A 26,809-nucleotide genomic window follows, 5' to 3' on the forward strand; every position below is an offset into this window, starting at 1 on the left:
TCAGCCTGTCGTCCACCCTCCGCCCAATGCCCTGAACAGGTCGACCTGCGCGAAGGCCACGGCGCGGTTGGCCGCCGCAAGGTCGCCTTCCGCCGCCGCCAGCGTCCGCTGCGCATCCAGCACGGTCAGAAAGTCGATCTGCCCCTCCCGCTGCCGGGCGAGGCTGATGCGCGCGGCCCTGTCCGCCGCCTCCCGCGCCGCCTTCAACGTATCGCGGCGCTCCAGCGCATGGGCATAGACCGACAGCGCCGTTTCCGTTTCCTCCAGCGCCTGCAGGACTGTCCCGTCAAAGCTCGCCAGCGATCCGTCGGCATCGGCCCTGGCCGCCGCGATCCGGGCGCGATTGGCTTCCTGGTTGGGAAAGGCCCAGTTGATCAGCGGCCCCAGTAGCCAGCGAAAGGGGCCGCCGCCCAGAATATCGCCGCCACCAATGGCCGTCGTGCCGATCGATCCGCCCAGCGTGATGCGCGGATAGAGATCCGCCGTCGCCACGCCGATCCGTGCGGTATCGGCGGCCAGCCTCTGTTCCGCCGCGCGCACGTCCGGCCGGCGGGCCAGCAATGCGCGGCCGTCGCCGACCGGGATGGGCTGGCTGAGGTCGGGCGTCTTCTCCTGGTCGCGGATGGGGGCGGGCAATTGCTGCGGCGCCCGGCCCGTCAGCGTCGCCAGCCGGAACAGCGCGCCGTCCCGGTCCGCGATCAGGCTGGGGATGATCGCCGCCTGCTGGTCGCGCAGCGCCGTCACGCGGATCACGTCCAGCCGGTCCGACCGGCCGACCTCGAACCGGGCGTTGGTGATGCGGATGCTGTTGTCGAGCAGGGCGACCGTGCGCTGCGCCACGGCGATGCGCTCGGCCGAGCTGGTGGCGTCGACATAGGCGCGCACCGTGTCGGCGACCACCGCCACGCGCACGGCGTCGGCATCGGCCGACGCGGCGTTGACGTCGCCCCTGGCCGCCTCGATGCTGCGCTTCACGCGCCCGAACAGATCGACCTCATAGGCGACGTTCATCCCCGCATCGATGGTCCAGTTTTCGCGGTCTGCACCAGGCAGCGTCTGCGCGGCCGACGCCCGGCCATAGCTGGGCGAACCGCTCAACCTCGTCTGCGGCAATCTGTCGGAACGGGCGCCGCGCAACTGGGCGCGGGCCTTTTCCAGCCGGGCGACCGCCACGCGGATGTCGGTGTTGGCCTTCAGCGCATCCTGCACCAGCCCGTCCAGCACCGGATCGCTGTAGAGCCGCCACCAATGGTCGTCGGCCTGCGCCGTGCTGACTGCCGGGCCGGTCGCGCCGATGAACGCGCCCGCAGCGGCGGTGGGTGTTGCCGGGGCCTTGTAGTCCGGCCCCGCGGCGCAGGCCGTCAGGGCGGACGCGCCCAGCAGGAGGGGGAGGAGAGTCTTGATCATCGTGCCGTTCCTTATTCGGCGGGTTGCAGCGCGGCGGGGGCCTGACCCTTGCCCTTGCGGGAAAAGCGGTCGCCCAATGCGCGGCACACGACATAGAAAGTGGGGGTGAAGAGCAGGCCGAACGCCGTCACGCCGGTCATGCCGAAGAAGACCGCCGTACCCAAGGCCTGCCGCAGTTCCGCGCCGGCCCCGCTCGCGATCACCAGCGGCACCGCGCCCAGGATGAAGGCGAAGCTGGTCATCAGGATCGGCCGCAGGCGGGTCTGGGCGGCCTGCACCGCGGCGTCGACGGGTGACAGCCCCTGTTCCTCCTCGGCCTGCTTTGCGAACTCGACCACCAGGATGGCGTTCTTCGCCGCCAGCGCGATCAGCACGACCAGCCCGATCTGCGTCAGGATGTTGTTGTCCATCCCGCGCAGGTTCACGCCCAGCATGGCCGCGAACAGGCACATCGGCACGATCAGGATGATCGACAGCGGCAGGGTCAGGCTTTCATATTGCGCCGCCAGCACCAGGAAGACGAAGAAGACCGCCATGGCGAAGACGATCCCGGCGGTGTTGCCGGCGATCACCTGCTGATAGGCGACGCCTGTCCACTCCCTGCCATAACCGGCGGGAAGGGTGGTGGAGGCGAGCTTCTCCATCGTCGTCAGCGACTGGCCGCTGCTGTAGCCGGGCGCCGTATCGCCGTCGATCTCCACCGCGGGAAGCAGGTTGTAGCGGACCACGCGATAGGGGCCGGTCTTGTCCCTGAAGGTCGAGACCGAACCGATCGGCACCATCTGCCCGCTGTTCGACCGGGTCTTCAGGTTGGCGATGTCCGCCACCGTGTCGCGATGGCCGGCATCGGCCTGCGCCGTGACGCGATAGGTGCGGCCCAGCAGGTTGAAGTCGTTGACGAAGGCCGAACCCAGATAGACCTGCATCGCTTCGAACACGCGTTCCGGCGGTACGCCCAGCAGGTCGGCCTTGCGGCGATCCACATTGGCATAGATGCGGGGCGTGCCGACGTCGAACAGGGTGTAGACCATCTTGAGGCCGGGGGTCTGGTTGGCCTTGGCGATGAAGTCCTGCGCCTGCCTGTTCAGTTCGGCATAGCCATGGTCCTCGCGGTCCTGGATCATCATGCGGAAACCGCCCGGCGGCACCAGGCCGGTGATGGTCGGCGGCGGCAGCAACAGGATGCGGGCCTTGTCATAACCGGCGACTGCCTTGCTCGCCTGCTCCATGATCCCGGCATAGGTGACGCCTTCCGCCTTCCGCTCGGCGAAGGTCTTGAACGGGAAGTAGATGGCGGCGCTGTTGGGCGCCTGCGTCTGGGACGGCCCGTGGAACCCGGCGAACATCACCGCGCCGCGCAGCCCCTTGATGGGCAGGATCCTCGCCGCGACGTCCCGCGTCACCTTGTCGGTGCGCTCCAGCGACGCGCCGGAGGGAAGCTGCACCACCGCCAGGAAATAGCCCTGGTCCTGCGCCGGGATGAAGCCGCCGGGCGTCACCCAGAACAGGGCGATGGTGGCGGCGATCAGCCCCGAATAGGTCAGCAGCATCTTCTTGGGCCGCGCGACGAGGAAGCGGGTAAGCCGCCCATAGCCCGCGCTCAGCCGGTCGAAGCCGCGATTGAAGCGGTCGGCGGCCCGCGCCGCCAGCCGGCGCCAGCGCGGCGCATCGCGCAGGTCATGTCCGTCATGCTTCGACTTCAGCAGCAGCGCGGCCGCCGCCGGAGACAGCGTCAGCGACAGGATCAGCGAAATGATCGTCGCGGTCGAAATGGTGACGGCGAACTGCTTGTAGAAGGCGCCCGAAATGCCGGTGATGAACAGCGTGGGCACGAACACCGCGCACAGGACGAGGACGATGGCGATCAGGGCCGTCGAGACCTCGTCCATGGAGATGCGGGCGGCCTCCAGCGGCGACATGCCCCGCTCGATATTGCGCTCCACATTCTCCACCACGACGATGGCGTCGTCGACGACGATGCCGATGGCCAGCACCAGCCCGAACAGGGAGAGGTTGTTCAGCGAATAGCCCAGGGCGGCCAGGACCGCCGCCGTCCCGATCAGCGAAACCGGAATGGCGATGATCGGGATGACCGCGGCGCGCCAGTTCTGGAGGAAGACCAGGATGACGATGACGACCAGGATCACGGCTTCGAACAGCGTGTGATAGACGGCGTCGATGGACTGGCTGATGAATTCGGTCGGATTGTAGATGACGCTGTATTCCAGCCCCTTGGGGAAGCGCCTGGACAGCTGCTCCATCTCCGCCTTCACCTTCTCCGCCGCGTCCAGCGCGTTGGAGCCGGGACGCTGCATCGCCGCGATGACGACGGTGGGCTTGTTCGACAGATAGGTGTTGATGCCATAATCCTGCGCGCCCAGCTCGACGCGGGCGACGTCGCCCACGCGCACCTGGCGGCCGTCCGCATCGCTGCGGATGACGATGTCGGCAAATTGCTGTGGCTCGGTCAGGCGGCCCTGCATCTCGACGCCAAGCTGGAAGGCTTCACTCCCATGCGAACCGGCGTCATAGGGCGGTTGGCCGATGGCCCCGGCGGACACCTGCACATTCTGGGCGCGCAGGGCCTGCACGATCTCGCCCGCCGTCAGGTTGAGCGCGGCGGCGCGATCGGGGTCGATCCAGATGCGCATGGCATAGTCGCGCGATCCGAAAAGCTGCACATCGCCCACGCCGTCCAGCCGCGCCAGCCGGTCGCGCACCTGCGTCAGCGCATAGTTGGAGATATAATTGCGGTCGAACGTCCCGTCGGGCGACTGCAGGTTGACGACCATCAGGAATTCCGGCGTCGTCTTGCGGGTGACGACGCCCAGCCGCTGCACCTCTTCCGGCAGGCGCGGAATGGCGACGGCGACGCGGTTCTGGACCAGCACCTGCGCGGCGTCCAGGTCGGTGCCGACCTTGAAGGTGACGGTGATCGTGACCTTGCCGTCGCCGGTCGACTGGCTGCTCTGGTAAAGCATGTCGTCGACGCCGTTGATCTCCTGCTCGATCGGCGCGGCAACGGTCGACGCGACGGTTTCGGCGGAGGCGCCGGGATATTGGGCCGAAACCGTGACCGTGGGCGGCACGATGTCGGGATATTGCGAAACGGGCAGGCCGACAAAGGCGAGTCCGCCGATCACGGTGATGACCACCGCGATCACGGCGGCGAAGATCGGCCGGTCGATGAAGAAACGGGAGAGGCGCATCGGACGAATTCCTCGATGGCGTGAAAAGGGGTTTGCGATCCGGGGGGACGGATCGGCTATATTCTCGGTGCCCCTGCGAAGGCAGGAGCACGCTGTTCCGGGGGCTATCGCGCGAAGGTTGCCTGGGCAGCTATCGGCGCGGCGCTATCCGTCGGCGCAACCGGCGCCGGGCTGGCCGTGATGACCACCGGCCTGGTCGCGACCTTCGCGCCGGGCATGGCTGCCTGGATGTTCGACACGATGACCCGGTCGCCGGGCGTCAGCCCCGACCGGATGATGCGCAGCCCGTCGACCACGGGGCCCAGTTCCACCGGCTTGGCCGCGACGCTGTCGTCCCGCCCGACCACCAGCACGGTCTTGCGCGCCTGATCGGATTGGATGGCCTCGTCAGGCACCAGCAGGGCATTGACCTTGCCGCCATTGGCCAGCCGCATATTGCCGAACATCCCCGGCGTCAGGAACATGTCCGCATTGTCGAACACGGCGCGCACCCGGATCGTCCCCGAACGCGGGTCCAGCCCATTGTCGGTGAAGTCGAGCCGGCCCTTGTGCCGGTAGTCGGCTTCGTCCTGCAACCGGACCTCGACCGCGCCGCCCGCGCCCTTGTCACGCTGCGACTTCAGGTACAGCGCCTCCGACGCGTCGAAGTTGAAGTAGATGGGGTCCAGCTTGTTGACCGTCGTCAGCAGCGTCGCGCCGGTGCCTTCGCCCGCCGAGACCAGATTGCCGATATCCACCCGCCGGTCCGAAACGCGCCCCGAAATCGGCGCGCGGACCTGCGTGAACTCGACGTCCAGCGCCCGCTGCCGCTCGCGTGCCTGCGCGCCCGCCAGCGCGGCCTGCGCCGCCTGCAGGCGGGACCTCAGCGAATCCACCTCGCTGGCCGAAACCGCCTCGTCCCCGGTCAGGCGCTGGACGCGGCTATAGTCATTCTGCGCCAGCAGCAGCGCGCTGCGGGCGCTGGCGGTGCTGGCCTTCGCTTCCGCCAGGGCCGCCAGGAAGGGCCGCTGGTCGATGGTGAAGAGCAGTTGCCCGGCCTTCACATAGTCGCCGTCCCTGAAATGAATGGCCGTCACCGACCCCGAGACGCGCGGGCGGATCTCCACCGTCTGGCTGGGGGCGAAGCGACCGACATATTCGTCCCATTGCGTCACCGCGCGGGTCAGCGGGGCGGATATGCCCACGGTGACCAGCGGGGTGGCGGCGGCCTGCGCCTCCGGCCTGTCGAGCAGCTTCCACGTCACGCCCCCGACCAGGGCCAGCGCGATGACGCCCAGCGAAACATGACGCTTTCGCCAGCGGACAAGGGGGCTTGCCGACCGGGTGTCGATGTCGATGGGGCTGTGCATGTTCATAGTGTCAACTCCGGGAACCTTGGGGCGGCAGGCGCCCTGATCAAAAGGCGGCGCGTCTTTGCGCGCTGATATTGGCGAGCAGCGTCTCAAGCTGGCCTTCGCTGAAGCCAGCCTTGAGAAACGCCTTCAGGAAGGACGGGCGCACCGTATAGCCGCGATGCCAGGCGTCGACCGCCAGGCGGCGCAGGCTTTCCAGCCGCCCGTTGGCAAGGCGCGGATTGGCCCGCTCTCCGAATATCCAGCTTATCAGCCGGTCCCAACGGTTCGGCGCGCGCAGCGACGCCAGCCCGTCCCGCCGTGCAAGCTGGATGATCTGCCATTCGACGGGCGCGAAACCGGCATTCGGCGCCGCTGCCGCACCGATCGTCCCGCCATCTTCGCCAAGCGTGGCAAGTTGCAGAAATGCCATGGCAATTCCCCTGTAAAGGACGCAAGGGCGGGATGTCCGGGCCGACAAGTCGTCGTCCGCTGCAAGCCATCCCGGCCGAACGTGGAAAAAACCTCTCCGCCGCGCGACCGTCGGGCCACGCGTCGAAGGATGAAATGATGGTCAGGTCGCGCTGCCCCGGTGGGCTGCACGCGTCAGGTCGTCAGCGACGACAGAGTTTCAGAAATGTCCGCATCCTATGACCCCTTTGCGGTGGCAGGTCCATTCAATACTGAATGGTATATAATGTACTGCAGCAGCAGGGTCAAGGGACTTTTATACCGATTGGTAATTTTTCGGTATCTAATTCCGAAAGGCTTGCTTTTCCGTCACTTGCCTGGCCAGACGGCCAGGGTCGTCTCCACAAGCTGCTCCAGCAGCTCCCGCGACATTCCGGCGCTGGCATGCACGGCCATGCCCTGCATCACGGCGGTCAGATAGGTGGCCAGCGCCTGCGGCTCGATCGTCTCGGGGAAGTCGCCTTCCTCGCGCGCCCGTTCCAGCCGGGCGACCAGGGCCGCGTCGGATGAGGCGCGCCGCGCAATGACCTCGTCGCGGATCGACTCGGCCTGGGTGGCGCAGGCGACCGCGCTGATCACGCCCAGGCAGCCATGCGGATCGGTCGCCCCGGTCTGGATCGCCAGCGAACCGCGCAGCAGCCGCTCGACCACGCCCTTCGCCGTGGGTTCATCCAGCGCCGACCTGATGTAGCACAGCTTGTCGCGCTCATAGAGGTCGAGCGCCTTGCGGAACAGCGACTCCTTGTTGCCGAAACAGGCGTAGAGGCTGGGCTTGGTGATGCCCATCGCCTCGGTCAGCTCGGCCATGGACGCGCCTTCATAGCCGCGCCGCCAGAAAACGGTGAGCGCAGCGCTAAGCGCCTGTTCGGGATCGAACTCCCTCGGCCTTCCCCTCGTTGTCTGAGTCTGTGTTTCCATACCGAGCGGTATATAGTGCGGATGGCGCCCATCGTCCAGACCCGGCTTCTACCGCGCGCCACTTTGTCCTATCAGCCGGAAAACAGCGAGTAAAACGCATGCAGACCCGTCTCCTTCAATATTTCCTGGCTCTGGAGAGGGAGGGGCATTTCGCGCGGGCGGCGGCCGCATGCCATGTGTCGCAACCCACGCTTTCCGCCGGCATTTCCGCGCTGGAGGCGCAACTGGGCAAAAGGCTGATCCTGCGCAACCGCCGCTATGCGGGCCTGACGGAGGAAGGCCGGGCGATCCTCCCCTGGGCGCAGCAGCTTGTCGCGGCGACCGACAATCTGATGCAGGCGGCCGCCGTCGCCAAGGGGCCGTTGCAGGGCGAATTGCGGCTGGGCGCGATCCCCGCGGCGATGCCGGCCGTCGGCCCGCTGGTCGAGTCGCTGCTGGAACGGCATCCCGGCCTCAACATCTCGGTGCGTGCGCTGACCTCGCGCCAGATCGAGCGGGAACTGTCCGCCTTCGAACTGGATGCGGGCCTCACCTATCTGGATTTCGAGCCGCCCTCCCACATGCTGGCCGCCCCGCTTTATGTCGAACGCTACATGCTCGTGGCGGCGCGGGGCGTGCTGGATGAAAAGCGTCCGCCCGAATGGGAGGATGTGGCCGCCCTGCCGTTGTGCCTGCTGCACCAGGGCATGCAGAACCGGCGCATATTGGACGCGCGCCTGGGCGAGCGGGGCCTCGCGCTGCGTCCGGTGGTGACGGCGGACAGTTATGTCGCCCTGTTCGCGCTGGTCCGGCAGGGGCGGCTCTGCTCGATCGTGCCCGACAGCCATGCGATGCTGCTGGACGGGCTGGACTGGGTACGCACCTTCGCCCTGCCCGACGCGGAGGACGGCAGCCGCATCGGCGTGATCGTCTCGGACCGTGCGCCGCTGGGGCCGCTAGCCCAGGCGGTACTGGCCGTGGCGCGGGACATTTCGGGGCGGATCGACGGGATTTAAGGAGCATCTCCCCCTCCGCTCCTCATCCCGCATCACCCAGCACGATCGCATCGATCCGCCGCAACATGGCGACGAACGTCTCCACTTCCTCCGCGCTGAAATGCGAAAAAACCCGGCCTTCCAGTTCCAGCGCCTTGGGGGCGATGGCGTCATGCAGACGCTGCCCTTCCTCCGTCAGCGCCAGCAGATGCGATCGCCGGTCCTGCGCATGGGGCAGGCGCTGGACAATCCCGCGTTCGGTGAGCGCGATGGCGGCCCGGCTGACCGTCACCTTGTCCATGCGGCTCTGCGCGCAGATCTGCTGCTGCGTGATCGTCCCCCGCTCCGCCACCCAGGCGATGACACGCCATTCGGCGATGCTGATGCCGAACAGCCGTTCATAGCTTTGCGCGATGCTGTCGCTCAGCAACGCCGCCGTGAAGGACAGGCGATAGGGGATGAAATCGTCAAGGCGCAGCGTTTTCCCGGTCATTGCCATCTGGTAACATTTGATACTTCCCTGGCAAAGCGCTATGATGGTAACAATTGATACCAGATAGCGGCCGGGGAATCGGCCAGGAGTTCGGTCAAGTGAGGCAGGATGGGATGGCACGGAACGCCGGGCAGGACGCCGCCGGCATGACAGGCATGATGCCCGGCTTCGGCAATCATTTCGCGACGGAGGCCGTGCCCGGCGCGCTGCCGGTGGGCCGCAACTCGCCGCAACATGCGCCCTATGGCCTTTTTACCGAGCAATTTTCGGGCACCGCCTTCACCGCCCCGCGCGGCGAGAACCGGCGAAGCTGGCTCTACCGCCTGCGGCCGGCGGCCAACCATCCGCCCTATCGGCCCTATGCCCGCGATACGCTGCTGCGCAGCGGCCCCTTCGATGAAGTGCCGCCCACGCCCAACCGCCTGCGCTGGGATCCGATGCCGCTGCCCGGACATCCGGTCGATTTCCTCGACGGGCTGGTCAGCTATTGCGGCGCGGGTGATCCGGCGGCGGGCGAGGGGCTGGCCGTCCATCTCTACGCCGCCAACCGCCCGATGGAAAAGCGCGCCTTCACCAATGCCGACGGCGAAATGCTGATCGTGCCGCAGCAGGGCAGGCTGCGCCTCACCACCGAATTGGGCGTGATGGAGGTCGCGCCGGAACAGGTCGCGCTGATCCCCCGTGGCGTCCGGTTCAGCGTGGACCTGCCCGACGGGACGGCGCGCGGCTATGTCTGCGAAAATTACGGGGCCTTGTTCCGCCTGCCCGATCTCGGCCCGATCGGCGCCAACGGCCTTGCCAATGCCCGCGATTTCGAAACGCCCGTCGCCTGCTATGAGGATGACGATACCCCTCATGAAATCGTCCAGAAATACGGCGGAAGCCTGTGGGTCACGACGCAGGACCATTCTCCCTTCGACGTGGTGGCCTGGCACGGCAATCTCGCCCCCTGCCGCTACGATCTGCGGCGGTTCAACACGATGAACACGGTCAGCTACGACCATCCCGATCCGTCGATCTTCACCGTGCTGACCTCCCCCAGCGATCGCGCCGGAACCGCCAATTGCGACTTCGTGATCTTCCCGCCGCGCTGGATGGTGGCAGAGGATACATTCCGCCCGCCATGGTTTCACCGCAATGTGATGAGCGAGTTCATGGGGCTGGTCCACGGCGCCTATGATGCGAAGGCGGGCGGTTTCGCGCCCGGCGGCGCCTCGCTGCACAATTGCATGGCCGGGCATGGCCCGGACAGGGCCAGCTATGAAGGCGCGCTCGCCGCGCAGTTGAAGCCGCACCGGATCAGCGACACCATGGCCTTCATGTTCGAAAGCCGCTTCCCTTTCCGCCCGACCCGTTTCGCGATGGAAACGCCCCTCGGTCAACTGGATTATGACGATTGCTGGTCTGGCTTTGCCAAGGCGCAACTGCCGCAGGGGGATGGTTCGACAGAAGAGGAGGGGGCATGAGCTTTCCGCAGATCGATGAAACCCATGACCCTGCCCGGTCGAGCTGGGTGGAGGGGGCCAATGGCCATACCGACTTCCCGGTGCAGAACCTGCCCTACGGCATTTTCTCGCCCCCCGGCGGGGAAGCGCGGGCGGGCGTCGCGATAGGGGACCGGATATTCGACCTGCGTGTCGCTGCGGAGGCGGGCCTGCTTCCCGCCTCGGCCGCCGCCGTGCTGGGCGGAACCACCCTCAACGCCCTGATGGCGCTCCCGGCGGCGGACCGGCTGGCGCTGCGTCGCTGGTTGAGCGCGCTTTTCAGCGATGAGGAACAGCGGCAGGCGGTCGAACCCCTGCTGCACCGGGCGACGGATTGCGCGCTGCATCTGCCCGCCGCGATCGGCGACTATACCGATTTCTATGTCGGCATTCACCACGCGACCAATATCGGCAGGCTGTTCCGTCCCGACAATCCCTTGCTGCCCAATTATAAATATGTGCCGATCGGCTATCATGGACGGGCATCCTCCATCCGCCCGTCCGGCGTGCCGGTGATCCGCCCCCAGGGCCAGCGCAAGGCCCCCGATGCCGAAGTGCCCGTCGTCGGACCCAGCCAAAGGCTGGACTATGAACTGGAACTGGGCATCTGGATCGGCGCCGGGAATGCGCTGGGCGAAACCGTGCCGATCGCCGAGGCGGCGGACCATATTGCCGGCTTCTGCCTGCTCAACGACTGGTCGGCGCGCGACTTCCAGGCCTGGGAATATGTGCCGCTGGGCCCGTTCCTTGCCAAGAATTTCCACTCGACCATCTCCCCCTGGGTGGTGACGGCGGAGGCGATGGCCCCCTTCCGCATCGCCCAGCCTCCCCGGCCGCAGGGCGATCCCCGGCCCTTGCCCTATTTGTGGGACGAAGCCGATCAGGCCGGCGGCGCGCTGGCCCTCGACCTGGAGGTCCATCTGTCGAGCGCAAGGATGCGGGCGGCCGGCATGGCGCCGATGCGCCTTTCGCGCGGGCCTGCCTCGTGGATGTACTGGACCGCGCAGCAGATCGTCGCCCACCACGCCTCCAACGGCTGCAATCTCAATCCCGGCGACCTGCTGGGCACGGGCACGCTCTCCGGCCCGACCCCGGACAGCTATGGTAGCCTCATGGAACTGACCGAAGGCGGCAAGGTGCGGATCACCCTGCCGACCGGCGAGGAACGCGCCTTCCTGGAGGATGGCGACGAACTGGCGCTGACCGCGGTGGCGCGGGCGCCGGGCCATATATCCATCGGCTTTGGCGAATGCCGCGCCCTGGTCGGGCCTGCGCGATGAGCGCGCTGACGCTCCATGGCTATTGGCGGTCCAGCGCCGCCTATCGCGTGCGGATCGCGCTCAACCTGAAGGCCCTGGCCTATGACCAGGTGGCCCATGACCTGCGCGTCGGCGCCCAGCGGGATGCGGGCTATCAGGCGCTGTCGCCCCAGGGGCTGGTCCCGGTGATCGAGGCGGACGGCCTCATCCTCGCGCAGAGCCCGGCGATATTGGAATGGATCGAGGAACGCTGGCCCCGGCCGCCCCTGCTGCCGTCCGACCGGGACCAGCGGGCGATCGTGCGCTCCATGGCGGCGCTGATCGGCTGCGACATCCATCCCCTCAACAATCTGCGCGTGCTGAAGGCCCTCAAGGCCGATCTCGGCGGGGATCAGGGCGCGATCGACAGGTGGATGGCCCGCTGGATTACCGAGGGTTTCGCCGCGCTGGAAATATGGGTGGCGCGCCACGGCCGGGGTTTCGCATTTGGCGACCGGCCGGGACTGGCGGACTGCTATCTGGTGCCGCAGCTCTATTCGGCGGAGCGGTTCAAGGTCGACCTGTCGCCCTTTCCCGCGCTCGTCGCGGCAGGAGAGAAGGCGCGGGCCTTAGCCCCGTTCGCGGCCGCCCATCCCTCGGTCCAGCCCGATGCCGATCCATGAGCACCCTTCCAGGAGTTTGATAGATAATTTCTATCAAACATGATCCTCTTCAATTTGACGCAGCCTCTTCCAGGGCGCAGCATAGCGCCCCGGAAAGGCGAGGAAGATGCAGCAGGAAGAGACGACAAGGCTGATAGAGGAATGGACGCAGGTTCATGGCCGCACCCGCGACCGCCTGCTGCCGCTGCTGCACATGTTGCAGGAAGAGATAGGCTTTGTCGATGACGCGGCCATTCCCGCCATCGCCGCTGCACTCAACCTCTCTCGCGCGGACGTTCATGGAGTCGTGACCTTCTACCATGATTTCCGCCGCGCCCCCGCCGGCCGCCATGTGGTGAAACTCTGCCGCGCCGAAAGCTGCCAGGCCCGCGGCGGCGCAGCGATGGAAAGGGCGGCGGCCGATCGGCTGGGCGTCGCCATGGGCGAAACGCGGCGCGATGGTCAGGTGACGCTGGAACCTGTCTATTGCCTGGGCCTGTGCGCCATCGGACCCAATGCCCTGGTCGACGGCAGGCCCGTCGCCCGGATCGACGCCGCCGCGCTTGACCGGATCGCGCAGGAGATCGCGGCATGACGCGCGTCTACATCAGTCGGGACATGGCCTCGGTCGCCCTGGGCGCTGACGAAGTCGCGCGCGCCTTCGAAGCGGCTGGATGCGATGTGGTGCGCACTGGCAGCCGAGGCCTCTTCTCCATCGAACCGCTGGTCGAGGTGGAGAGCGACGGGAAGCGGATTGGCTTCGGCCCGGTAAGGCCCGAAGAGGTGGCGGCCGTGCTGGATGGCAGCCATGCCTCCCGGCTGGGTGAGCTGGCGGCCCTGCCTTTCTTCGCCGGACAGCAGCGCTTCACCTTCGCGCGCTGCGGCATCATCGATCCGCTCAGCCTGGCCGACTATGCCGCGCTGGGCGGCTGGCGCGGTCTGGACGCGGCGCGGTCGATGCCGTCCCAGGCGGTGGTGGACATGGTCAAGGCATCCGGGCTGCGCGGACGGGGCGGGGCGGGCTTTCCCACCGGGATCAAATGGCAGACCGTTCTGGATGCGGCGTCCGACACCAAGTTCATCGTCTGCAACGCCGATGAGGGCGACAGCGGCACCTTTGCCGACCGGATGCTGATGGAGGGCGACCCCTTCTGCCTGATCGAAGCCATGGCGATTGCGGGTCATGCCGTGCAGGCGAGCCAGGGCTATATCTATATCCGCAGCGAATATCCCTTCGCCATTGCCACCATGCAGGATGCGATCGCGCTGTCGGCCGATCGGATCGCGCCCTTCACGCTCGAAGTGCGCGTCGGCGCCGGCGCCTATGTCTGCGGGGAGGAGACTGCGCTGCTCGACAGCTTGGAGGGCAAGCGGGGGCAGGTGAGGGCAAAGCCGCCACTTCCGGCGCTGGCCGGGCTGTTCGGTCAGCCGACGGTGATCAACAATGTGCTCAGCCTCGCCGCCGTCCCCTTCATCGTGACGGAGGGGGCAGAGGCCTATGCGGCGGTCGGCTTCGGCCGGTCGCGGGGCACCATCGCCGTGCAGCTTGCGGGTAATGTGAAGCATGGCGGCCTCTATGAGATCGGCTTCGGCATCACCCTTGGCGAACTGGTGAACGGCATCGGCGGCGGCACGGCGAGCGGAAGGCCCGTTCGCGCCGTGCAGGTCGGCGGACCCCTGGGCGCCTATTTCCCGGCCAGCATGTTCCACCTGCCATTCGACTATGAGGCTTTTGCCCAGGCGGGCGGGCTGATCGGCCATGCCGGGATCACGGTGTTCGACGATAGCGTCGACATGGCTCATATGGCGCGTTTCGCCATGGAATTCTGTTCGGTCGAAAGCTGCGGCAAATGCACGCCCTGCCGGATCGGATCGACGCGCGGGATCGAAGTGATGGACCGGATCATCGCGGCGCGCGATGGTGTCGCCGCGTCGCCGCCGGACCGCGGCTGGGAGGGATATCTTCAAAAGGCGCTCAACTCCCGGACGCCTGACCGGATCGATGTCGGGCTGGAGGCGCAGACGGGGCTGCTGCGCGACCTGTGCGACACGATGAAATATGGCTCGCTCTGCGCGCTGGGCGGCTTCACGCCCTATCCGGTGCTGAGCGCGCTTGACTATTTCCCTGAGGATTTCGGCGCCCCCGCCCCGATCAAGGAAGCTGCGGAATGAGCTACACACGCGAAACCGACCATGGAACGCCCCCCGCCATCGCGACGGGCAAAAGCGTGACCCTGACCATCGATGGACAGCCGGTGACGATGCCGGAGGGAACGTCGATCATGCGGGCGGCCTCGCTGACCGGCTGCTCGATCCCCAAGCTGTGCGCGACCGACAATGTGGAGAGCTTCGGTTCCTGCCGCCTCTGCCTGGTCGAGGTGGAGGGACGGGGTGGCTATCCCGCTTCCTGCACCACGCCGATCGCCGAGGGCATGGTGGTGCGCACGCAGAGCGAGCGGTTGAAGCAGCTTCGGCGCGGCGTGATGGAACTGTACATCTCCGACCATCCGCTCGATTGCCTGACCTGCCCGGCCAATGGCGATTGCGAGTTGCAGGAACAGGCGGGCGCGGTCGGCCTGCGCGACGTGCGTTATGGCTATGATGGCGCGACCAATATGGGCCAGGCCAAGGACCAGTCGAACCCCTATTTCGATTTCGACCCCAGCAAATGCATCGTCTGCTCGCGCTGCGTGCGCGCCTGCGACGAGGTGCAGGGAACGTTCGCCCTGACGATCGAGGGGCGGGGCTTCGATTCGAAGGTCGCGCCGTCCCAGGGACAGGATTTCCTCTCGTCCGAATGCGTGTCCTGCGGCGCCTGCGTACAGGCCTGCCCGACCGCGACCCTGACCGAGAAGAAGGTGGTGGAGGTCGGCACGCCGGATCGCGCGGTCGTCACCACCTGCGCCTATTGCGGTGTCGGCTGCACGTTCCGCGCGGAGATGCGGGGCGAGGAACTGGTGCGCATGGTGCCGTGGAAGGACGGCAAGGCCAATCGCGGGCATAGCTGCGTCAAGGGGCGCTTCGCCTGGGGCTATGCCCAGCATCGCGACCGCATCCTCAATCCCATGATCCGCGCATCGGTGGACGAACCCTGGCGCGAGGTGTCGTGGGAGGAGGCCATCGCCCATACCGCCAGCGAGTTCCGCCGGATCCAGGCGAAATATGGCACGCGCAGCATCGGCGGCATCACTTCCAGCCGCTGCACCAATGAGGAGACGTTCCTCGTCCAGAAGCTGATCCGCCAGGGCTTCGGCAACAACAATGTCGATACCTGTGCCCGGGTCTGCCATTCGCCGACCGGCTATGGGCTGAAGACGACGTTCGGGACGTCCGCTGGGACGCAGGATTTCGACAGCGTCATGCAGGCCGACGTGATCCTTGTCATCGGCGCCAATCCGACCGACGGCCATCCGGTCTTCGCCAGTCGCATGAAGAAGCGGCTCAGGCAGGGCGCGAAGCTGATCGTCATCGATCCCCGCCGGATCGACCTGGTGAAATCGCCCCATGTCGAGGCGGATCATCATCTGCCGCTGCGGCCCGGCACCAATGTCGCCATGCTGACGGCGCTGGCGCATGTGATCGTCACGGAAAAGCTCTATGACGAGGCGTTCATCCGGGAGCGCTGTGATTGGGACGAGTTTGCCGAATGGGCCGATTTCGTCTCCGAACCGCAGCGTTCGCCAGAAGCCGTCGAGCCGCTGACCGGCGTCAGCGCGGAGGAAGTCCGCATGGCTGCGCGGCTCTATGCGACCGGCGGCGACGCTGCCATCTATTACGGGCTGGGCGTCACCGAACACAGCCAGGGGTCATCCACCGTGATGGCGATCGCCAATCTTGCCATGGCGACCGGCAATATCGGTCGCGAAGGCGTTGGCGTGAACCCGCTGCGCGGGCAGAATAATGTCCAGGGCGCCTGCGACATGGGGAGCTTCCCGCACGAGCTTTCCGGCTATCGCCATGTGTCGGACGATGCGGCGCGCGGCCAGTTCGAACAGGCCTGGGGCGTCACGCTGGATGCCGAGCCGGGGCTGCGCATTCCCAACATGCTCGATGCGGCGACGGACGGGACGTTCAAGGGTATCTTCATCCAGGGCGAGGATATCCTTCAGTCCGATCCCAACACCCATCATGTCGCCGCGGGACTGGCGGCGATGGAATGCGTGGTGGTGCAGGATCTGTTCCTCAACGAAACCGCCAATTACGCCCATGTCTTCCTGCCGGGATCGACCTTCCTGGAAAAGGACGGGACCTTCACCAACGCTGAACGCCGCATCCAGCGCGTGCGCAAGGTGATGGCGCCGTTGAATGGTTTTGAGGATTGGGAGATCGTGCAGCTCGTCGCGCAGGCGATGGGGCTGGGCTGGTCCTATGCGCATCCGTCCGAAATCATGGACGAGATCGCGGCCCTGACCCCGACCTTCGCAGGCGTGCATTATGACCGGCTGGAGGAGGAAGGGTCGCTGCAGTGGCCCGCCAATGACGCCGCTCCGGACGGGACGCCGACCATGCATATCGACGGTTTCGTGCGGGGCAAGGGCAAGTTCGTCGTCACCGACTATGTGCCGACGGACGAAAAGACGGGGCCGCGCTTCCCGCTCCTGCTGACGACAGGGCGCATCCTCAGCCAATATAATGTCGGCGCGCAGACGCGGCGCACGGCCAATGAGGCCTGGCATGCAGAGGACAGGCTGGAGATCCATCCCACCGATGCGGAAAACCGGGGCATCAATGACGGCGACTGGGTGTCGCTCAAGAGCCGCGCCGGCGAAACCAGCCTGCGCGCCCTGATCACCGAGCGCGTGGCGCCGGGCGTGGTCTACACCACCTTCCACCATCCCGACACGCAGGCCAATGTCATCACGACCGATTATTCGGACTGGGCCACCAATTGCCCGGAATATAAGGTGACGGCGGTACAGGTCATGCGTTCGAACGGGCCGAGCGACTGGCAGCGCGATTATGCAAGTCAGGCCCGCCAGAGCAGACGCATTGCGCCCCTGGAAGCGGCCGAATAGGATAGCGCGCATGAGCGATGAAAATGAGGTCATGTCGACCGAGGACCGCCTGATCTACATGGCCAACCAGATTGCCCGCAATGTCGCGGCATTGGGTGAGGTGGAGGCGGTCGCCATGACGGCGGATCATATCCGCGCCTTCTGGGATCCGGCGATGAAGCAGCGCATTGCTGTGCTGGCGACGGCCCGCCCCGATGCGCTGTCGCCCATTGCCGCCGCAGCTGTCGGACGGATCACGGCGCCTTGAGCGCGGAGCAGGAAGATCGATCCTTCATTTTCAGGCGAATAGTGCCGGAAGGCCCCATCGCGCCCGTGACGCGCGAACTGGCCGATGAAATGCCGATCGCCATCGAATTTAACGGTATCGGCTATGCCGTGCTGATGGCCACGCCCGCCGACATAGAGGAACTGGTGCTTGGCTTTGCGTTGGCGGAGCGGTTGATCGGGCGGGAGGATGCGCTCCTTGATGTAGATGTGCATGCGACCGGGCAAGGCATCATTGCCCGCGCAACCCTGCCGGAAGGGCGAACCGAAGCCTTGCTGAGCCGGGTGCGGCATCGCGCCTCGGAATCCTCCTGCGGAATTTGCGGGCTGGAAAATCTGGACCAGGCGATCCGGCCCCTGCCGTCCGTCACGGCCTCTTCAATGAGCGACAGCCAGGCTGTTTTCCGGGCATTGGGGGATTTGAAAAAACATCAACCACTCAATGCGAGAACAGGGGCGGCCCACGCAGCGGCTCTCGTGGCGGCCGACGGCACGATCCGCCTGGCGCGGGAGGATGTCGGGCGGCACAATGCGTTCGACAAGCTGATCGGCGCGATGTGGCAGCGTGGATGGGCATGGGATGGCGGCTTCGCGCTGCTCTCCTCGCGCTGCTCATACGAATTGGTGGAGAAGGCCGTGTTGGCGGATTGCCCCTTGCTGGTGACGATTTCGGCGCCGACGCGCCTTGCCGCCGAAAGGGCGGCGGGGGCGGGGCTTGCTCTGGTGGCGCTGGCGCGCTCCGATTCCATCCTGTTGTACGGGGAAGGGGCGCTGGGTCTGGATAAGTGCGGGGAATAGAGCGATTTCCAAGCGATCGGTTCGGATCGCTGGTTGAGAAATCGCGGAAAGCAAAGAATCCAGAGCCGGCGCGCGCTGCCTTGTATGAGGGGGCAGGTTTCCGCGCGAAGCTCTAGTTGGTCCGCTCGGCCGATCGGAAGTGCAGGCTTATCGTCCCGTTCGCCGGCACCGTCATGGCCCAGACCTGCTTGCCCGGCTTTTTCGTCAGGCGACCGCTGAAGCCGCTGAACAGCCGCCCGCTGTTTGTTGGAAAATCGATCTCGAAACGGATGGGAAATGGGTTGGCGTTCCGCACGACCATGCTGTGGCGGATGACCCCCTTGCCCGCCGCCTCCTGTTCTGGGTCCAAGGTCACGTTGCTGGCTTCAGCGAAGGACCATTCGACCTCCTCATCGACGGCCTTGTCGCCTGTCGCGTTTTCCCCGACATACATGCGGCCCCAGGGGCTGTCCTGATAGAGAACCGCTCGGCCCGCCGGAAGAGGGTCGCCCAGCCCGTCCTTCTTGCTGTTGTTGAAACGGAACAGCATCCGGATCTCGTCCGGCTCTTCCCAGTTCATTGCCGTCCGATAGATCAGGCTACCCTTAACCTTCTGCTTCACCAGGAACGCCACTTGCTTCTGTGCACGGGCGGTGACCGTGACGGGAACGGGAATGCGATACATCTTGAGGTCGCCCAGATTTTCCGCCCTGGCGACCACGGCGACCGGCATGGGCGCCGACAGCATGACTTCCTGTCGCCGCTGGGCCGTCACGACGATATCCTCGCCTGCCATCATCATGGCCATGGGCGGCGGTGCAGGGGGTGGCGGCGACAGGCCGTTGCCCAGGTCGCTGGTCGTCCCGGCGGGCCAGCAGGCACTGGACCTGTTCAGATAGCGGGCCTCATCGCGTGCCCTTTCCCCGCTTTCGTCGCGACTGTCATCCGACCGGTTCACCCTTCCCGCCACGGCGGAAGCGGTTGCATCGGCAAAGCTGGTGTCGTCCGCGCTCGCCAGCGTCAGCCATCCGAGCAGGTCCAGCGACCGGCCGTCCGGGGCCAATGTGCCGACATAGGTCGCATCCCAGTCGAAGCCGGTGGCTATATAGGCCAGCGTGATCGTGGCCAGGCCGCCGGGCTGGTCCCTGGTCGTCATGGTCAGCACCGGCTTTGCGGAGAGGGTCGCGGGCGCCCCCGGATAGAGGAGGGTCTGACGCAGTCCGGAACAATAGAGCGCTTCCACTCCGCGCGCCGTCGTCACCACCAGCCGGTCGGCGGCGGATCGGACGGTTGCGCTTTCCTCGACCGTCCTGCCGCTCGCCGGATCGGTGCGGCGCAGGATCACCCGTTGCCCGGTGAAGGCGTCGACCAGCCCCTTTTGCGACAGCAGCGCCGCGTCGCGATTGCGCTCCCGCGGCGGCGCGCCAAAGAGGATCGCCGATTGCGGCACGATGCCGCTTGCGACCCCTTCGAACCGGATCACGGCTTCGCCCGGCGGCAACATCACCGTGCGTGTCTCCGCGATCAGGGCGAAGGCAGCGGGATCATCGCGGTTGAGCGGCTCCTCTCCCCGCGCCGGATCGCGGTAGAGCGTGACCGCGACCTTGTCCGGGCCGCTGGAGATCACGACCGGCAACTGCGCCCTTGCCGCCATGGGCGTCCAGAGCGGCAGGATCAACAGCCACGGCCACAGGCGGGGCATGACGGCGCTTACCAGGGAGTGAGGAAAGTGGCGGTCAGTTCGACCTTGCCATTGGCGGGCACCGGTACGACCCATCGCCGGACGTCAGCCGTTTCCTGCACGCCGGGAATGCTCTCCTCCGGCACGCGCAGGTCGCGCCACCACCACCATTGGGAAAGGCCGGACTGGACCACATCGACATTCACCGGCACCGCCTTGGCATTGGTGACGATATAGCGCATGCGCGTGCGATAATATTTCTGCGGCCGCTCGGCATAGCCTTCCGCCTTCGTGCCGTCGGGATAGGTGACGCGCCAGCGTTCCGTCTTCGTCCATTCGTCCGTCGTGATCGTGTCGCGCTGTTCCACCACCGGCTGCACCTTCACGTCGAAGGCGTCGCCTGTGCGCAAGGCAAGGGTGGAGCCGCCGGGCGTGTGCGGAATGCCGCTTTCCCCCACGAACTGGGCCTGCCCCCGCGTATCGCGCATATAGACGCGAACCGTGCCCGCGGGCAGCGCCGCGCCGATACCCGATGCTTTGGCATTGGAGAATTTGAGCACGGATGCAGCGCTTTCCGCCTGATCCTTGCTCTCCATCCAGTTGCTGCGGAACTCGTAACCGCGTTCCGCCGGGACGCCTGAAGCGTCGAGGAAGCTCACCTGCTTGGTCTGCGCATTGGCGATCGTCGTGTGGCCCTCGATCGGATAGACATGGAAATCGCCCAGTTGCTCGCCGCCGCCACTTTCCGTCCCGGGCCGGTTTCCGCGAGGCTGGGGTCGCCCGCCATTATATCCGACATAACCCTGCTGCACCTGTCCCACTTCCCCGGCGACCAGCAGGGCGCGGGCGTTGGCGAAGGTGGTGCCGGTGCTGTTGTTGAGCGTGATCCAGCCCTGCATGTCGAGCTTGCCCGCTTTCTCGTCGAACAGGGCGACATAATCCGATTTCCAGCTCATGCCCGGCGTCAGATAGCTCAGCGTCACCGGCCTTGCACCGCCCTGCGGCGCATCCATGGTGACGCTCAGCGTCGGGCGCGCGCGCAGATTGGGCGGAATGGAGGAAAAAATGACCCGCACCGGCAGACCGTCGTCGCGCAGCACCTCGATCCGTTCGCCGATCTTCAGCACCACGCCGCCATTGGCCGCCAGCACCAGCGCCTGTTCCCGCGTTTCCGCGCCTGTGGCGGGGTTGGTGCGGAGCAGGGTGATCGTCTGGCCGACCGCTTTTTCCATCAGCGATGCGGGCGACAGAAGGTCATAGTCGAAATTCTGTTCGACTATGCCGATGCCTTCGCCCGACAATGTCACTGTTTCGGGGCGTATGCGCGCGGAGACATCGGGAAATTCCTGACGCGAGCGTCCGGAGGGGAGCGCGATACGGCGGACGTCCTGCACCAGCGCCAGATCATTATTGTAGATGGTGACGGACAGATCGCCCTGGGCGTTCGGGGTCGATGATTGAGCGAAAAGCGGCTGGGGAACCAGAACGACAACCGATATTATCGCAGAACATATCAGACGCATCGAAGCTCCCTCCGCCAACCGTGCAAGACATGCCGCAAAAACAAAGGCCATTCCAGAGACATAATCCCGGAACGACCTTTGTTGCCTTTCAGGAGGAAGGCGGACCTGCGCGCGAGGAGCGGCCGGTCCGTCGTTCAGTGCAGGCCGGAACCGCCGCCCGCCAGCTCCTTGGCGATGGTGCCGACCATATCCTTGGCATCGCCGAACAGCATCTGGGTGTTGCTGTTGTAATAGATCGGATTGTCGATCCCGGCAAAGCCCGCATTCATTGACCGCTTGATCACGAATACCGACTTGGCTCGATCCGCCTCGATGATCGGCATGCCCGCGATCGCGCTCTGCGGATCGTCGCGCGCCGACGGATTGATCGTGTCGTTCGCGCCGATGATCAGCGCCACGTCCGCCTGCGGCAGCTCCGGATTGATGTCGTCCAGTTCGATCAGCTGCTCATAGGGCACATTCGCTTCGGCCAGGAGCACGTTCATATGGCCCGGCATGCGGCCGGCGACCGGATGGATCGCGAACTTCACGTCGATGCCCTTCTTGGTCAGCGCCTGATACAGTTCGCTCACCTTGTGCTGCGCCTGCGCCACCGCCATGCCATAGCCGGGAATGATGACGACGCTACTGGCATTTTCAAGCTGCAGCGCCGCTTCCTCGGCAGAGGCGGATCGGACGACGCGGTCGTCCTTGCCGCCCACGGCGCCCGCCACGACCTTTCCGAAGCCACCGAACATGACGTTCGCAAAGCTGCGGTTCATCGCCTTGCACATGATGACCGCCAGGATGAAACCCGACGCCCCGTCGAGCGCGCCCGCCACGATCAGCAGCTTGTTGCCCAGGGCAAAGCCCATGGCGCTTGCCGCCAGACCGGCATAGCTGTTGAGCAGCGCGATGACGGTCGGCATGTCGGCTCCGCCGATCGGGATCACCAGCAGGATGCCGAACAGCAGCGCCAGCGCCACGAAGGCGGGGAACAGCCACGTCTGGGTCGGATCGATCGCCAGCATCGCGCCGATCGCCACCGTCGCCACCGCGACGCCGCCATTCACCACCCGCTGTCCGACGAAGGAGACGGGGCGACTGCCCATGATCTCCTGCAACTTCGCGAAGGCGATGACCGATGCCGTGCAGGTCAGGAAACCCAGCAGCATCTCGAACATCAGCGCCCACATGATGAAGCTGCCGGCATATTCGCCATGGGCATGCTTGTAATATTCCGCCGCGCCGATCAGGCCGACGGCGAGCGCGCCGAAAGCGTGGGAGATGGCGGTCCGCTGCGGAATCGCCGTCATCGGCATCAGCAGCGCCATCGGGATGCCGGCGGCCGCGCCTGCGATCATGGCGATGATGATGAGGTTGTAGTCGACCACCTCATGCTGGACCAGCGCGCCGACAATCGCCACCAGCATGCCGATCTCGCCCGCGCGCACGCCCCGCCGCGCGGTCGAGGGATGGCTCATCCACATCAGTGCCAGGATGAACAGCGACGACGCGATGATCGCCGCAAAGGGTACGAATGCGTTCATCTCATTTCCCCCGCGGCTTGAACATCTTGAGCATGCGGTCGGTGATCATGAAACCGCTCACCAGATTGACCGTGGCGCAGAATACGGCGACAAAGCCCAGCGTCTTCGCCAGCGGCGTCGCGCCTTCCTCGCCGGTGATGGAAATGGCGCCGACGATCACCACCGCCGCGATCGCGTTGGTCAGCGACATCAAGGGCGAATGCAGCAGCGGCGACACCTTCTTGATAAGCTGAAAACCGACAAAGGCCGCCAGGATGAAGACGAACAGATAATCGGGATTTAGCGAACTCATTGCATTCCCCCCGCCAATTGAAGCAGCCTTTCGCTGACGATTTTCCCACCTTGCGTCACGCGGACGGCGTTGCCGATTTCCTCGTCCAGCACTGGAGCGTTCCGTTCCTTGTTCCAGAAGGCGGAGAGGAAGTTATAGAGATTGCGCGCGAACAGCGCCGATGCGTCAGCGGCGAGGCGCGATGGCACATTCCTGTGTCCGACGATCTTCACCCCATGCCGCTCGACCACTTCGCCCGCTACTGCGCCCTCGACATTGCCGCCTTGTTCGACGGCCAGGTCGACAATGACGCTGCCCGGCTTCATCGACGCGATCTGCGCGTCGGAAACCAGCCGCGGCGCGGCCTTGCCGGGGATCAGCGCCGTCGTGATGACGATGTCCTGCTTGGCAATGTGCGACGACACGAGCTCAGCCTGGGCCTGCCTGTACTCTTCGGACATTTCGGTGGCATAGCCGCCCTTGCCTTCACCCTCGATCCCCGCGACGCTTTCCACGAAGATCGCCTTGGCGCCCAGGCTCTCGATCTGTTCCCTGGTCGCAGAGCGCACGTCGGTCGCAGAGACCTGCGCGCCGAGCCGCCGCGCCGTTGCGATCGCCTGAAGGCCCGCGACGCCCACGCCCATGATGAAGGCCTTGGCCGGCGAAACCGTGCCTGCTGCCGTCATCATCATCGGGAAGGACCGGCCATATTCGGCCGCGGCGTCCAGCACCGCCTTGTATCCGGCAAGGTTGGATTGCGACGACAATATGTCCATCGACTGCGCCCGTGTGATGCGCGGCATGAACTCCATGGCCAGGGCTTCAAAGCCGGCCGCCGCATAGGCGTCTATCCGCGCGCGCTCGACAAAGGGATTGAGCCCGGCGACGATCCAGGCGCCGGGCCTGGCGCCGGCGACGCTGGCCGCATCCGGTCCCTGCACGCCCAGGATGATGTCCGCGTCCGCCACCGTGGCGGCGCGATCGGCGACCGTCGCGCCCATGGCGACATAATCCGCGTCGGATATGGCGGCGGACAGACCTGCACCCGTTTCCACCGCCACCGTCGCGCCCAGCGCTGTGAATTTCTTGACCGTTTCCGGCGTGCCGGAAACGCGGCGCTCACCAGGCGCCATCTCTTTCACTATGCCGATTTTCACTATTTCCACCCTCGTCCTGCGTTGGCGCGCCCCTGATCCGGCCGAAGCCGCCACATCCCCAGCCTGGTCTAATGTGCCCATTATCGACCTTTATGAATCGCCATACCGTCGATTCGTTATAATTCCAACAAATAATATGCATATAATTGAGGATGGCGGAACAGCAGTGCCATTTCCTGCGCGAATTCGCTAAGGGCAGGGGATCCAGACGAGGAGCATGATGAGCATTCGCAAGCAGAATTCCCGCGAAGGACTGGTGACGGCGGCGGTGGCGAAGCTTCGCGACATGATCGTGGCGCAGCCGCCCGAAGCGCAGATCGGATCCCTGCCGGATCTGGCGAAGGCGCTGGGCGTGGGCATCGTCACCGTTCAGCAGGCGGCGCGCGTGCTGGAGCATGAAGGCTTTCTGAAGGTTCGTCGCGGGCCCGGCGGCGGCTATTACGGCACCCGCCCCGATGCAGAGGGCCTCAGCCAGGCGATTTCCGGCTTCCTGGCCATGCACCATTCCGCGCACCCCGAAGCGATCGACATCATCACCTTGCTTGACTGCGAACTCATGGCCGCCGCTGCCCGGGCGACGAATGAGGAGCTTCGGCAAAAGCTTGCCGCGCTCGTCAAATCCATCGACGGGCGCAATACGGCGCGACAGCGCGGCGCATTTGACCAGAGTATGCTGGACATCCTCTATCTGATGGTCGACCGGCCGCTCATGGAACTTCTCTCCCGCGTGGCGGTGCACCATTATGCCGAATATCCGCGTGGCCCGGTCTATGGCGGAAGCGACGGCAAGCAGCGCTGGAAGCGGGAGCGGCGCGCCATCATCGCCGCGATCCTCGACGGCGACCCGGAGCGGGCCCGGTTCGAAGCGCTACGGCGCCGCCGTGAGATCATGCGCCGGCTCGACGCTGCCATCTGAAGGAAACGGCCCCCACTCGAACAGAGGCTTCGCGGCCAATCGAGGATATGCTAGCGCCCCGACGATGACAAAGCCTGTCCCACCCGCCGAACCGCATGAGGAGCCATCGACGCGGCGGCGCCAGATATTGGAGATTGCCGCCCGGCTATTTGCCAGAAAGGGGTATCGCGGCACGTCGATGCGGGACATCGGGGAGCAGGCCGGCGTGCTGGGCGGTTCGCTCTACCATCATATCAGGTCCAAGGACGCGCTGTTCGTCGAACTTCACAATGCCGCCCTTGACCAGGCGGAAACGCGGATAATCCAGGCGGTGCAGGCGCAGTCCGATCCATGGGCCAGGCTGAAGGCGGCTTGCGAGACATTGTTGGATATTCAGCTCGCCCCCGATTCTCTGACCACCCCGATGATGAACGACTTTCGGGAAGTGGCCGAGGATGTGCGCCAGCAACTGATCGCGCGGCGCGACCGGTTCGAGGGGCTGTTTCGCGCATTGGTGCAGGAACTGCCGCTTCCACCTCATATCGACCGGTCGGTATATCGCAATCTGCTTCTTGCGCAGTTGAATTCGACCGCGGACTGGTATCGGCCCGGCAAGCTCACGCCGGCGGAACTGGCTGCCCAGGTCGTTGCCGTCTTCCGGCACGAATGATCCCTGCCTGATGGGGGAACGGGCAGCCCGTGAGCGCTAGAATTCGATGGAGATGTGCACCTTGAGCCGGTCCACTCCCGCAGCTTCGGCAATGCGCGTCTTCGATTGATCGATGATGTCCTTTAGCGATCGGGCATAGGCTTCCCGTCCCGATCGATCCGTTTCCTGAACCGCCGGACGTCCTTTGCCATAAAGCAGCTGCTGTTCGGTGAGGCCGAAAACGGCCGAGAGAATACGCAGATTCTCCCGTCGCGGCGTGGTTCGGCCCGTTTCCCAGCCCCAGATGGTCGGCTTGCTGAACCCCGTCCGTTCCGAAAGCGCCGTGCGGCTCAGCCCCTTTTCGTGGCGCAGGCGGAGCAGGCGCGCGCCCAGATCTTCCTCGGCCGGGCTTTCCGGGCGCTCGGCGGCAGGCCGCATGTCGTCGTCGCGGCCGGGATTGCGGAGCCTGATCGCGCTTACCACCCCTTGGGGAAGCGTGGTCTCGAAACGGCAGCCGAACAGGATATCATTCTGCCAGACGACGCGAGCCACGACCTGGTCCGCGTCTGGCAAGGACAGCATGACACTCTGCCCGATCTCCAGCGTCGATTTCGTCTCCACCAGCATGCCGGCCGTCGAAATATCATGGATCACCAGACTGGCGGCGCCATCCTCGGGCGTGCCGGGAAGTTCGAGTCGGATGCGCCAGCGCGGGGCGTCGCGCCTGTTGTCGGACTCGGGTGACTGATCGACAGTTGCATGAATGGGCATGGTCCCTTCATGCGCGCAAGCGGGTTTCCGGAACGTTAATAGCGGCTTTACGGGATGGCCGGCGCTCGGATAAGATTGATTGTAACAGAT

General features: G+C 65.7%; 23 protein-coding genes. 11 read left to right on the plus strand and 12 right to left on the minus strand.

Features of this window, described 5'->3' with window-relative positions; all coding sequences use genetic code 11:
• The 5 genes from ACN9MX_RS16700 to ACN9MX_RS16720 all read right to left on the minus strand — a co-directional run bounded on the left by ACN9MX_RS16700 (nucleotide 1) and on the right by ACN9MX_RS16720 (nucleotide 7,336).
• Nucleotides 1–1,407, minus strand: coding sequence for a TolC family protein (locus tag ACN9MX_RS16700; RefSeq protein WP_363829638.1), 1,407 nt, complete (start codon nucleotides 1,405–1,407; stop codon nucleotides 1–3).
• Nucleotides 1,408–1,418: 11 nt separating this feature from the next.
• Nucleotides 1,419–4,616, minus strand: coding sequence for an efflux RND transporter permease subunit (locus tag ACN9MX_RS16705; protein ID WP_363829641.1), 3,198 nt, complete (start codon nucleotides 4,614–4,616; stop codon nucleotides 1,419–1,421).
• 104 nt (nucleotides 4,617–4,720) lie between these two features.
• The gene (locus tag ACN9MX_RS16710; RefSeq protein ID WP_363737393.1) at nucleotides 4,721–5,971 is read right to left on the minus strand and encodes an efflux RND transporter periplasmic adaptor subunit; all 1,251 of its coding nucleotides are present in this window, start codon (nucleotides 5,969–5,971) and stop codon (nucleotides 4,721–4,723) included.
• 40 nt (nucleotides 5,972–6,011) lie between these two features.
• A complete protein-coding gene (locus ACN9MX_RS16715) occupies nucleotides 6,012–6,380 on the minus strand; it encodes a hypothetical protein (RefSeq protein ID WP_363755816.1) in 369 nt (122 codons plus the stop codon).
• Between the two features lie 347 nt (nucleotides 6,381–6,727).
• Nucleotides 6,728–7,336, minus strand: a complete 609-nt coding sequence (locus tag ACN9MX_RS16720) for a TetR/AcrR family transcriptional regulator (RefSeq protein ID WP_363829643.1) — start codon at nucleotides 7,334–7,336, stop codon at nucleotides 6,728–6,730.
• Between the two features lie 98 nt (nucleotides 7,337–7,434).
• Between ACN9MX_RS16720 and ACN9MX_RS16725 the strand changes: the two genes are divergently transcribed.
• The gene (locus ACN9MX_RS16725) at nucleotides 7,435–8,331 is read left to right on the plus strand and encodes a LysR family transcriptional regulator (RefSeq protein ID WP_363829645.1); all 897 of its coding nucleotides are present in this window, start codon (nucleotides 7,435–7,437) and stop codon (nucleotides 8,329–8,331) included.
• Nucleotides 8,332–8,353: 22 nt separating this feature from the next.
• Here ACN9MX_RS16725 and ACN9MX_RS16730 read toward each other — a convergent pair whose 3' ends face one another.
• Nucleotides 8,354–8,803, minus strand: a complete 450-nt coding sequence (locus tag ACN9MX_RS16730; RefSeq protein ID WP_363829647.1) for a MarR family winged helix-turn-helix transcriptional regulator — start codon at nucleotides 8,801–8,803, stop codon at nucleotides 8,354–8,356.
• Between the two features lie 158 nt (nucleotides 8,804–8,961).
• Between ACN9MX_RS16730 and hmgA the strand changes: the two genes are divergently transcribed.
• From hmgA to fdhD, 8 genes are all read left to right on the plus strand, one after another.
• On the plus strand, nucleotides 8,962–10,269 hold the full coding sequence (gene hmgA / locus ACN9MX_RS16735) for a homogentisate 1,2-dioxygenase (RefSeq protein ID WP_363830432.1): 1,308 nt from the start codon (nucleotides 8,962–8,964) through the stop codon (nucleotides 10,267–10,269).
• Nucleotides 10,266–11,567, plus strand: a complete 1,302-nt coding sequence (gene fahA / locus ACN9MX_RS16740) for a fumarylacetoacetase (protein ID WP_363829649.1) — start codon at nucleotides 10,266–10,268, stop codon at nucleotides 11,565–11,567. Before hmgA ends, fahA begins: the two co-directional genes overlap by 4 nt.
• Nucleotides 11,564–12,208, plus strand: a complete 645-nt coding sequence (gene maiA, locus ACN9MX_RS16745; RefSeq protein ID WP_363829650.1) for a maleylacetoacetate isomerase — start codon at nucleotides 11,564–11,566, stop codon at nucleotides 12,206–12,208. The genes fahA and maiA overlap by 4 nt, the downstream gene beginning before the upstream one ends.
• 106 nt (nucleotides 12,209–12,314) lie before the next feature.
• The gene (locus ACN9MX_RS16750; protein WP_363755824.1) at nucleotides 12,315–12,782 is read left to right on the plus strand and encodes a formate dehydrogenase subunit gamma; all 468 of its coding nucleotides are present in this window, start codon (nucleotides 12,315–12,317) and stop codon (nucleotides 12,780–12,782) included.
• Nucleotides 12,779–14,359 (plus strand): formate dehydrogenase beta subunit, encoded by a 1,581-nt coding sequence (locus tag ACN9MX_RS16755; RefSeq protein WP_363829652.1) that lies wholly within the window; start codon nucleotides 12,779–12,781, stop codon nucleotides 14,357–14,359. Before ACN9MX_RS16750 ends, ACN9MX_RS16755 begins: the two co-directional genes overlap by 4 nt.
• On the plus strand, nucleotides 14,356–17,202 hold the full coding sequence (gene fdhF / locus ACN9MX_RS16760; protein ID WP_133652774.1) for a formate dehydrogenase subunit alpha: 2,847 nt from the start codon (nucleotides 14,356–14,358) through the stop codon (nucleotides 17,200–17,202). Before ACN9MX_RS16755 ends, fdhF begins: the two co-directional genes overlap by 4 nt.
• Nucleotides 17,203–17,212: 10 nt before the next feature.
• Nucleotides 17,213–17,449 carry a formate dehydrogenase subunit delta gene (locus tag ACN9MX_RS16765; protein WP_363737385.1) on the plus strand — a complete coding sequence of 79 codons (237 nt, stop codon included), beginning with the start codon at nucleotides 17,213–17,215 and terminating at the stop codon, nucleotides 17,447–17,449.
• On the plus strand, nucleotides 17,446–18,264 hold the full coding sequence (gene fdhD, locus ACN9MX_RS16770; protein ID WP_363829654.1) for a formate dehydrogenase accessory sulfurtransferase FdhD: 819 nt from the start codon (nucleotides 17,446–17,448) through the stop codon (nucleotides 18,262–18,264). The genes ACN9MX_RS16765 and fdhD overlap by 4 nt, the downstream gene beginning before the upstream one ends.
• Before the next feature lie 112 nt (nucleotides 18,265–18,376).
• Here the strand turns inward: fdhD and ACN9MX_RS16775 are convergent, their stop codons facing one another.
• From ACN9MX_RS16775 to ACN9MX_RS16795, 5 genes are all read right to left on the minus strand, one after another.
• On the minus strand, nucleotides 18,377–19,945 hold the full coding sequence (locus ACN9MX_RS16775; RefSeq protein WP_363829657.1) for a DUF4139 domain-containing protein: 1,569 nt from the start codon (nucleotides 19,943–19,945) through the stop codon (nucleotides 18,377–18,379).
• An 8-nt stretch (nucleotides 19,946–19,953) separates the two neighbouring features.
• The gene (locus tag ACN9MX_RS16780) at nucleotides 19,954–21,447 is read right to left on the minus strand and encodes a DUF4139 domain-containing protein (RefSeq protein WP_363829659.1); all 1,494 of its coding nucleotides are present in this window, start codon (nucleotides 21,445–21,447) and stop codon (nucleotides 19,954–19,956) included.
• Nucleotides 21,448–21,581: 134 nt separating this feature from the next.
• Nucleotides 21,582–22,976 carry an NAD(P)(+) transhydrogenase (Re/Si-specific) subunit beta gene (locus ACN9MX_RS16785; protein ID WP_363737381.1) on the minus strand — a complete coding sequence of 465 codons (1,395 nt, stop codon included), beginning with the start codon at nucleotides 22,974–22,976 and terminating at the stop codon, nucleotides 21,582–21,584.
• A 1-nt stretch (nucleotide 22,977) separates the two neighbouring features.
• A complete protein-coding gene (locus ACN9MX_RS16790) occupies nucleotides 22,978–23,268 on the minus strand; it encodes an NAD(P) transhydrogenase subunit alpha (protein ID WP_025549500.1) in 291 nt (96 codons plus the stop codon).
• Entirely contained in the window at nucleotides 23,265–24,404 is a 1,140-nt protein-coding gene (locus ACN9MX_RS16795) for an NAD(P) transhydrogenase subunit alpha (protein WP_363756034.1), read from the minus strand. The genes ACN9MX_RS16790 and ACN9MX_RS16795 overlap by 4 nt, the downstream gene beginning before the upstream one ends.
• 217 nt (nucleotides 24,405–24,621) lie before the next feature.
• Here ACN9MX_RS16795 and ACN9MX_RS16800 point away from each other — a divergent pair, with 217 nt between their 5' ends.
• Together ACN9MX_RS16800 and ACN9MX_RS16805 are read left to right on the plus strand one after the other, a co-directional pair.
• Nucleotides 24,622–25,320: a FadR/GntR family transcriptional regulator gene (locus tag ACN9MX_RS16800; protein ID WP_363755835.1), complete on the plus strand. Its 699-nt coding sequence runs from the start codon at nucleotides 24,622–24,624 to the stop codon at nucleotides 25,318–25,320.
• A 64-nt stretch (nucleotides 25,321–25,384) separates the two neighbouring features.
• The gene (locus ACN9MX_RS16805; RefSeq protein WP_363737379.1) at nucleotides 25,385–25,969 is read left to right on the plus strand and encodes a TetR/AcrR family transcriptional regulator; all 585 of its coding nucleotides are present in this window, start codon (nucleotides 25,385–25,387) and stop codon (nucleotides 25,967–25,969) included.
• A 36-nt stretch (nucleotides 25,970–26,005) separates the two neighbouring features.
• On the opposite strand, the gene ACN9MX_RS16810 is transcribed toward ACN9MX_RS16805, so the two are convergent.
• Nucleotides 26,006–26,719 (minus strand): helix-turn-helix domain-containing protein, encoded by a 714-nt coding sequence (locus tag ACN9MX_RS16810; RefSeq protein ID WP_363737378.1) that lies wholly within the window; start codon nucleotides 26,717–26,719, stop codon nucleotides 26,006–26,008.
• Between the last annotated feature and the right edge of the window lie 90 nt (nucleotides 26,720–26,809).

Origin of the sequence: Sphingobium sp. R-21, assembly GCF_049913335.1 — a bacterium.
In the GTDB taxonomy this organism is placed as follows: Bacteria; Pseudomonadota; Alphaproteobacteria; order Sphingomonadales; family Sphingomonadaceae; genus Sphingobium.

Bases quoted from the DNA above. Each gene is read 5' to 3' on its own strand.
- ACN9MX_RS16790 (WP_025549500.1), bottom strand. From the start codon at position 23,268: ATGAGTTCGCTAAATCCCGATTATCTGTTCGTCTTCATCCTGGCGGCC.
- ACN9MX_RS16785 (WP_363737381.1), bottom strand. From the start codon at position 22,976: ATGAACGCATTCGTACCCTTTGCGGCGATCATCGCGTCGTCGCTGTTC.
- ACN9MX_RS16705 (WP_363829641.1), bottom strand. From the start codon at position 4,616: ATGCGCCTCTCCCGTTTCTTCATCGACCGGCCGATCTTCGCCGCCGTG.
- ACN9MX_RS16710 (WP_363737393.1), bottom strand. From the start codon at position 5,971: ATGAACATGCACAGCCCCATCGACATCGACACCCGGTCGGCAAGCCCC.
- ACN9MX_RS16725 (WP_363829645.1), top strand. From the start codon at position 7,435: ATGCAGACCCGTCTCCTTCAATATTTCCTGGCTCTGGAGAGGGAGGGG.
- ACN9MX_RS16810 (WP_363737378.1), bottom strand. From the start codon at position 26,719: ATGCCCATTCATGCAACTGTCGATCAGTCACCCGAGTCCGACAACAGG.
- ACN9MX_RS16750 (WP_363755824.1), top strand. From the start codon at position 12,315: ATGCAGCAGGAAGAGACGACAAGGCTGATAGAGGAATGGACGCAGGTT.
- ACN9MX_RS16775 (WP_363829657.1), bottom strand. From the start codon at position 19,945: ATGCCCCGCCTGTGGCCGTGGCTGTTGATCCTGCCGCTCTGGACGCCC.
- ACN9MX_RS16700 (WP_363829638.1), bottom strand. From the start codon at position 1,407: ATGATCAAGACTCTCCTCCCCCTCCTGCTGGGCGCGTCCGCCCTGACG.
- ACN9MX_RS16715 (WP_363755816.1), bottom strand. From the start codon at position 6,380: ATGGCATTTCTGCAACTTGCCACGCTTGGCGAAGATGGCGGGACGATC.
- ACN9MX_RS16730 (WP_363829647.1), bottom strand. From the start codon at position 8,803: ATGACCGGGAAAACGCTGCGCCTTGACGATTTCATCCCCTATCGCCTG.
- ACN9MX_RS16755 (WP_363829652.1), top strand. From the start codon at position 12,779: ATGACGCGCGTCTACATCAGTCGGGACATGGCCTCGGTCGCCCTGGGC.
- hmgA (WP_363830432.1), top strand. From the start codon at position 8,962: ATGCCCGGCTTCGGCAATCATTTCGCGACGGAGGCCGTGCCCGGCGCG.
- ACN9MX_RS16805 (WP_363737379.1), top strand. From the start codon at position 25,385: ATGACAAAGCCTGTCCCACCCGCCGAACCGCATGAGGAGCCATCGACG.
- maiA (WP_363829650.1), top strand. From the start codon at position 11,564: ATGAGCGCGCTGACGCTCCATGGCTATTGGCGGTCCAGCGCCGCCTAT.
- fahA (WP_363829649.1), top strand. From the start codon at position 10,266: ATGAGCTTTCCGCAGATCGATGAAACCCATGACCCTGCCCGGTCGAGC.
- fdhF (WP_133652774.1), top strand. From the start codon at position 14,356: ATGAGCTACACACGCGAAACCGACCATGGAACGCCCCCCGCCATCGCG.
- ACN9MX_RS16720 (WP_363829643.1), bottom strand. From the start codon at position 7,336: ATGGAAACACAGACTCAGACAACGAGGGGAAGGCCGAGGGAGTTCGAT.
- ACN9MX_RS16800 (WP_363755835.1), top strand. From the start codon at position 24,622: ATGATGAGCATTCGCAAGCAGAATTCCCGCGAAGGACTGGTGACGGCG.
- ACN9MX_RS16780 (WP_363829659.1), bottom strand. From the start codon at position 21,447: ATGCGTCTGATATGTTCTGCGATAATATCGGTTGTCGTTCTGGTTCCC.
- ACN9MX_RS16765 (WP_363737385.1), top strand. From the start codon at position 17,213: ATGAGCGATGAAAATGAGGTCATGTCGACCGAGGACCGCCTGATCTAC.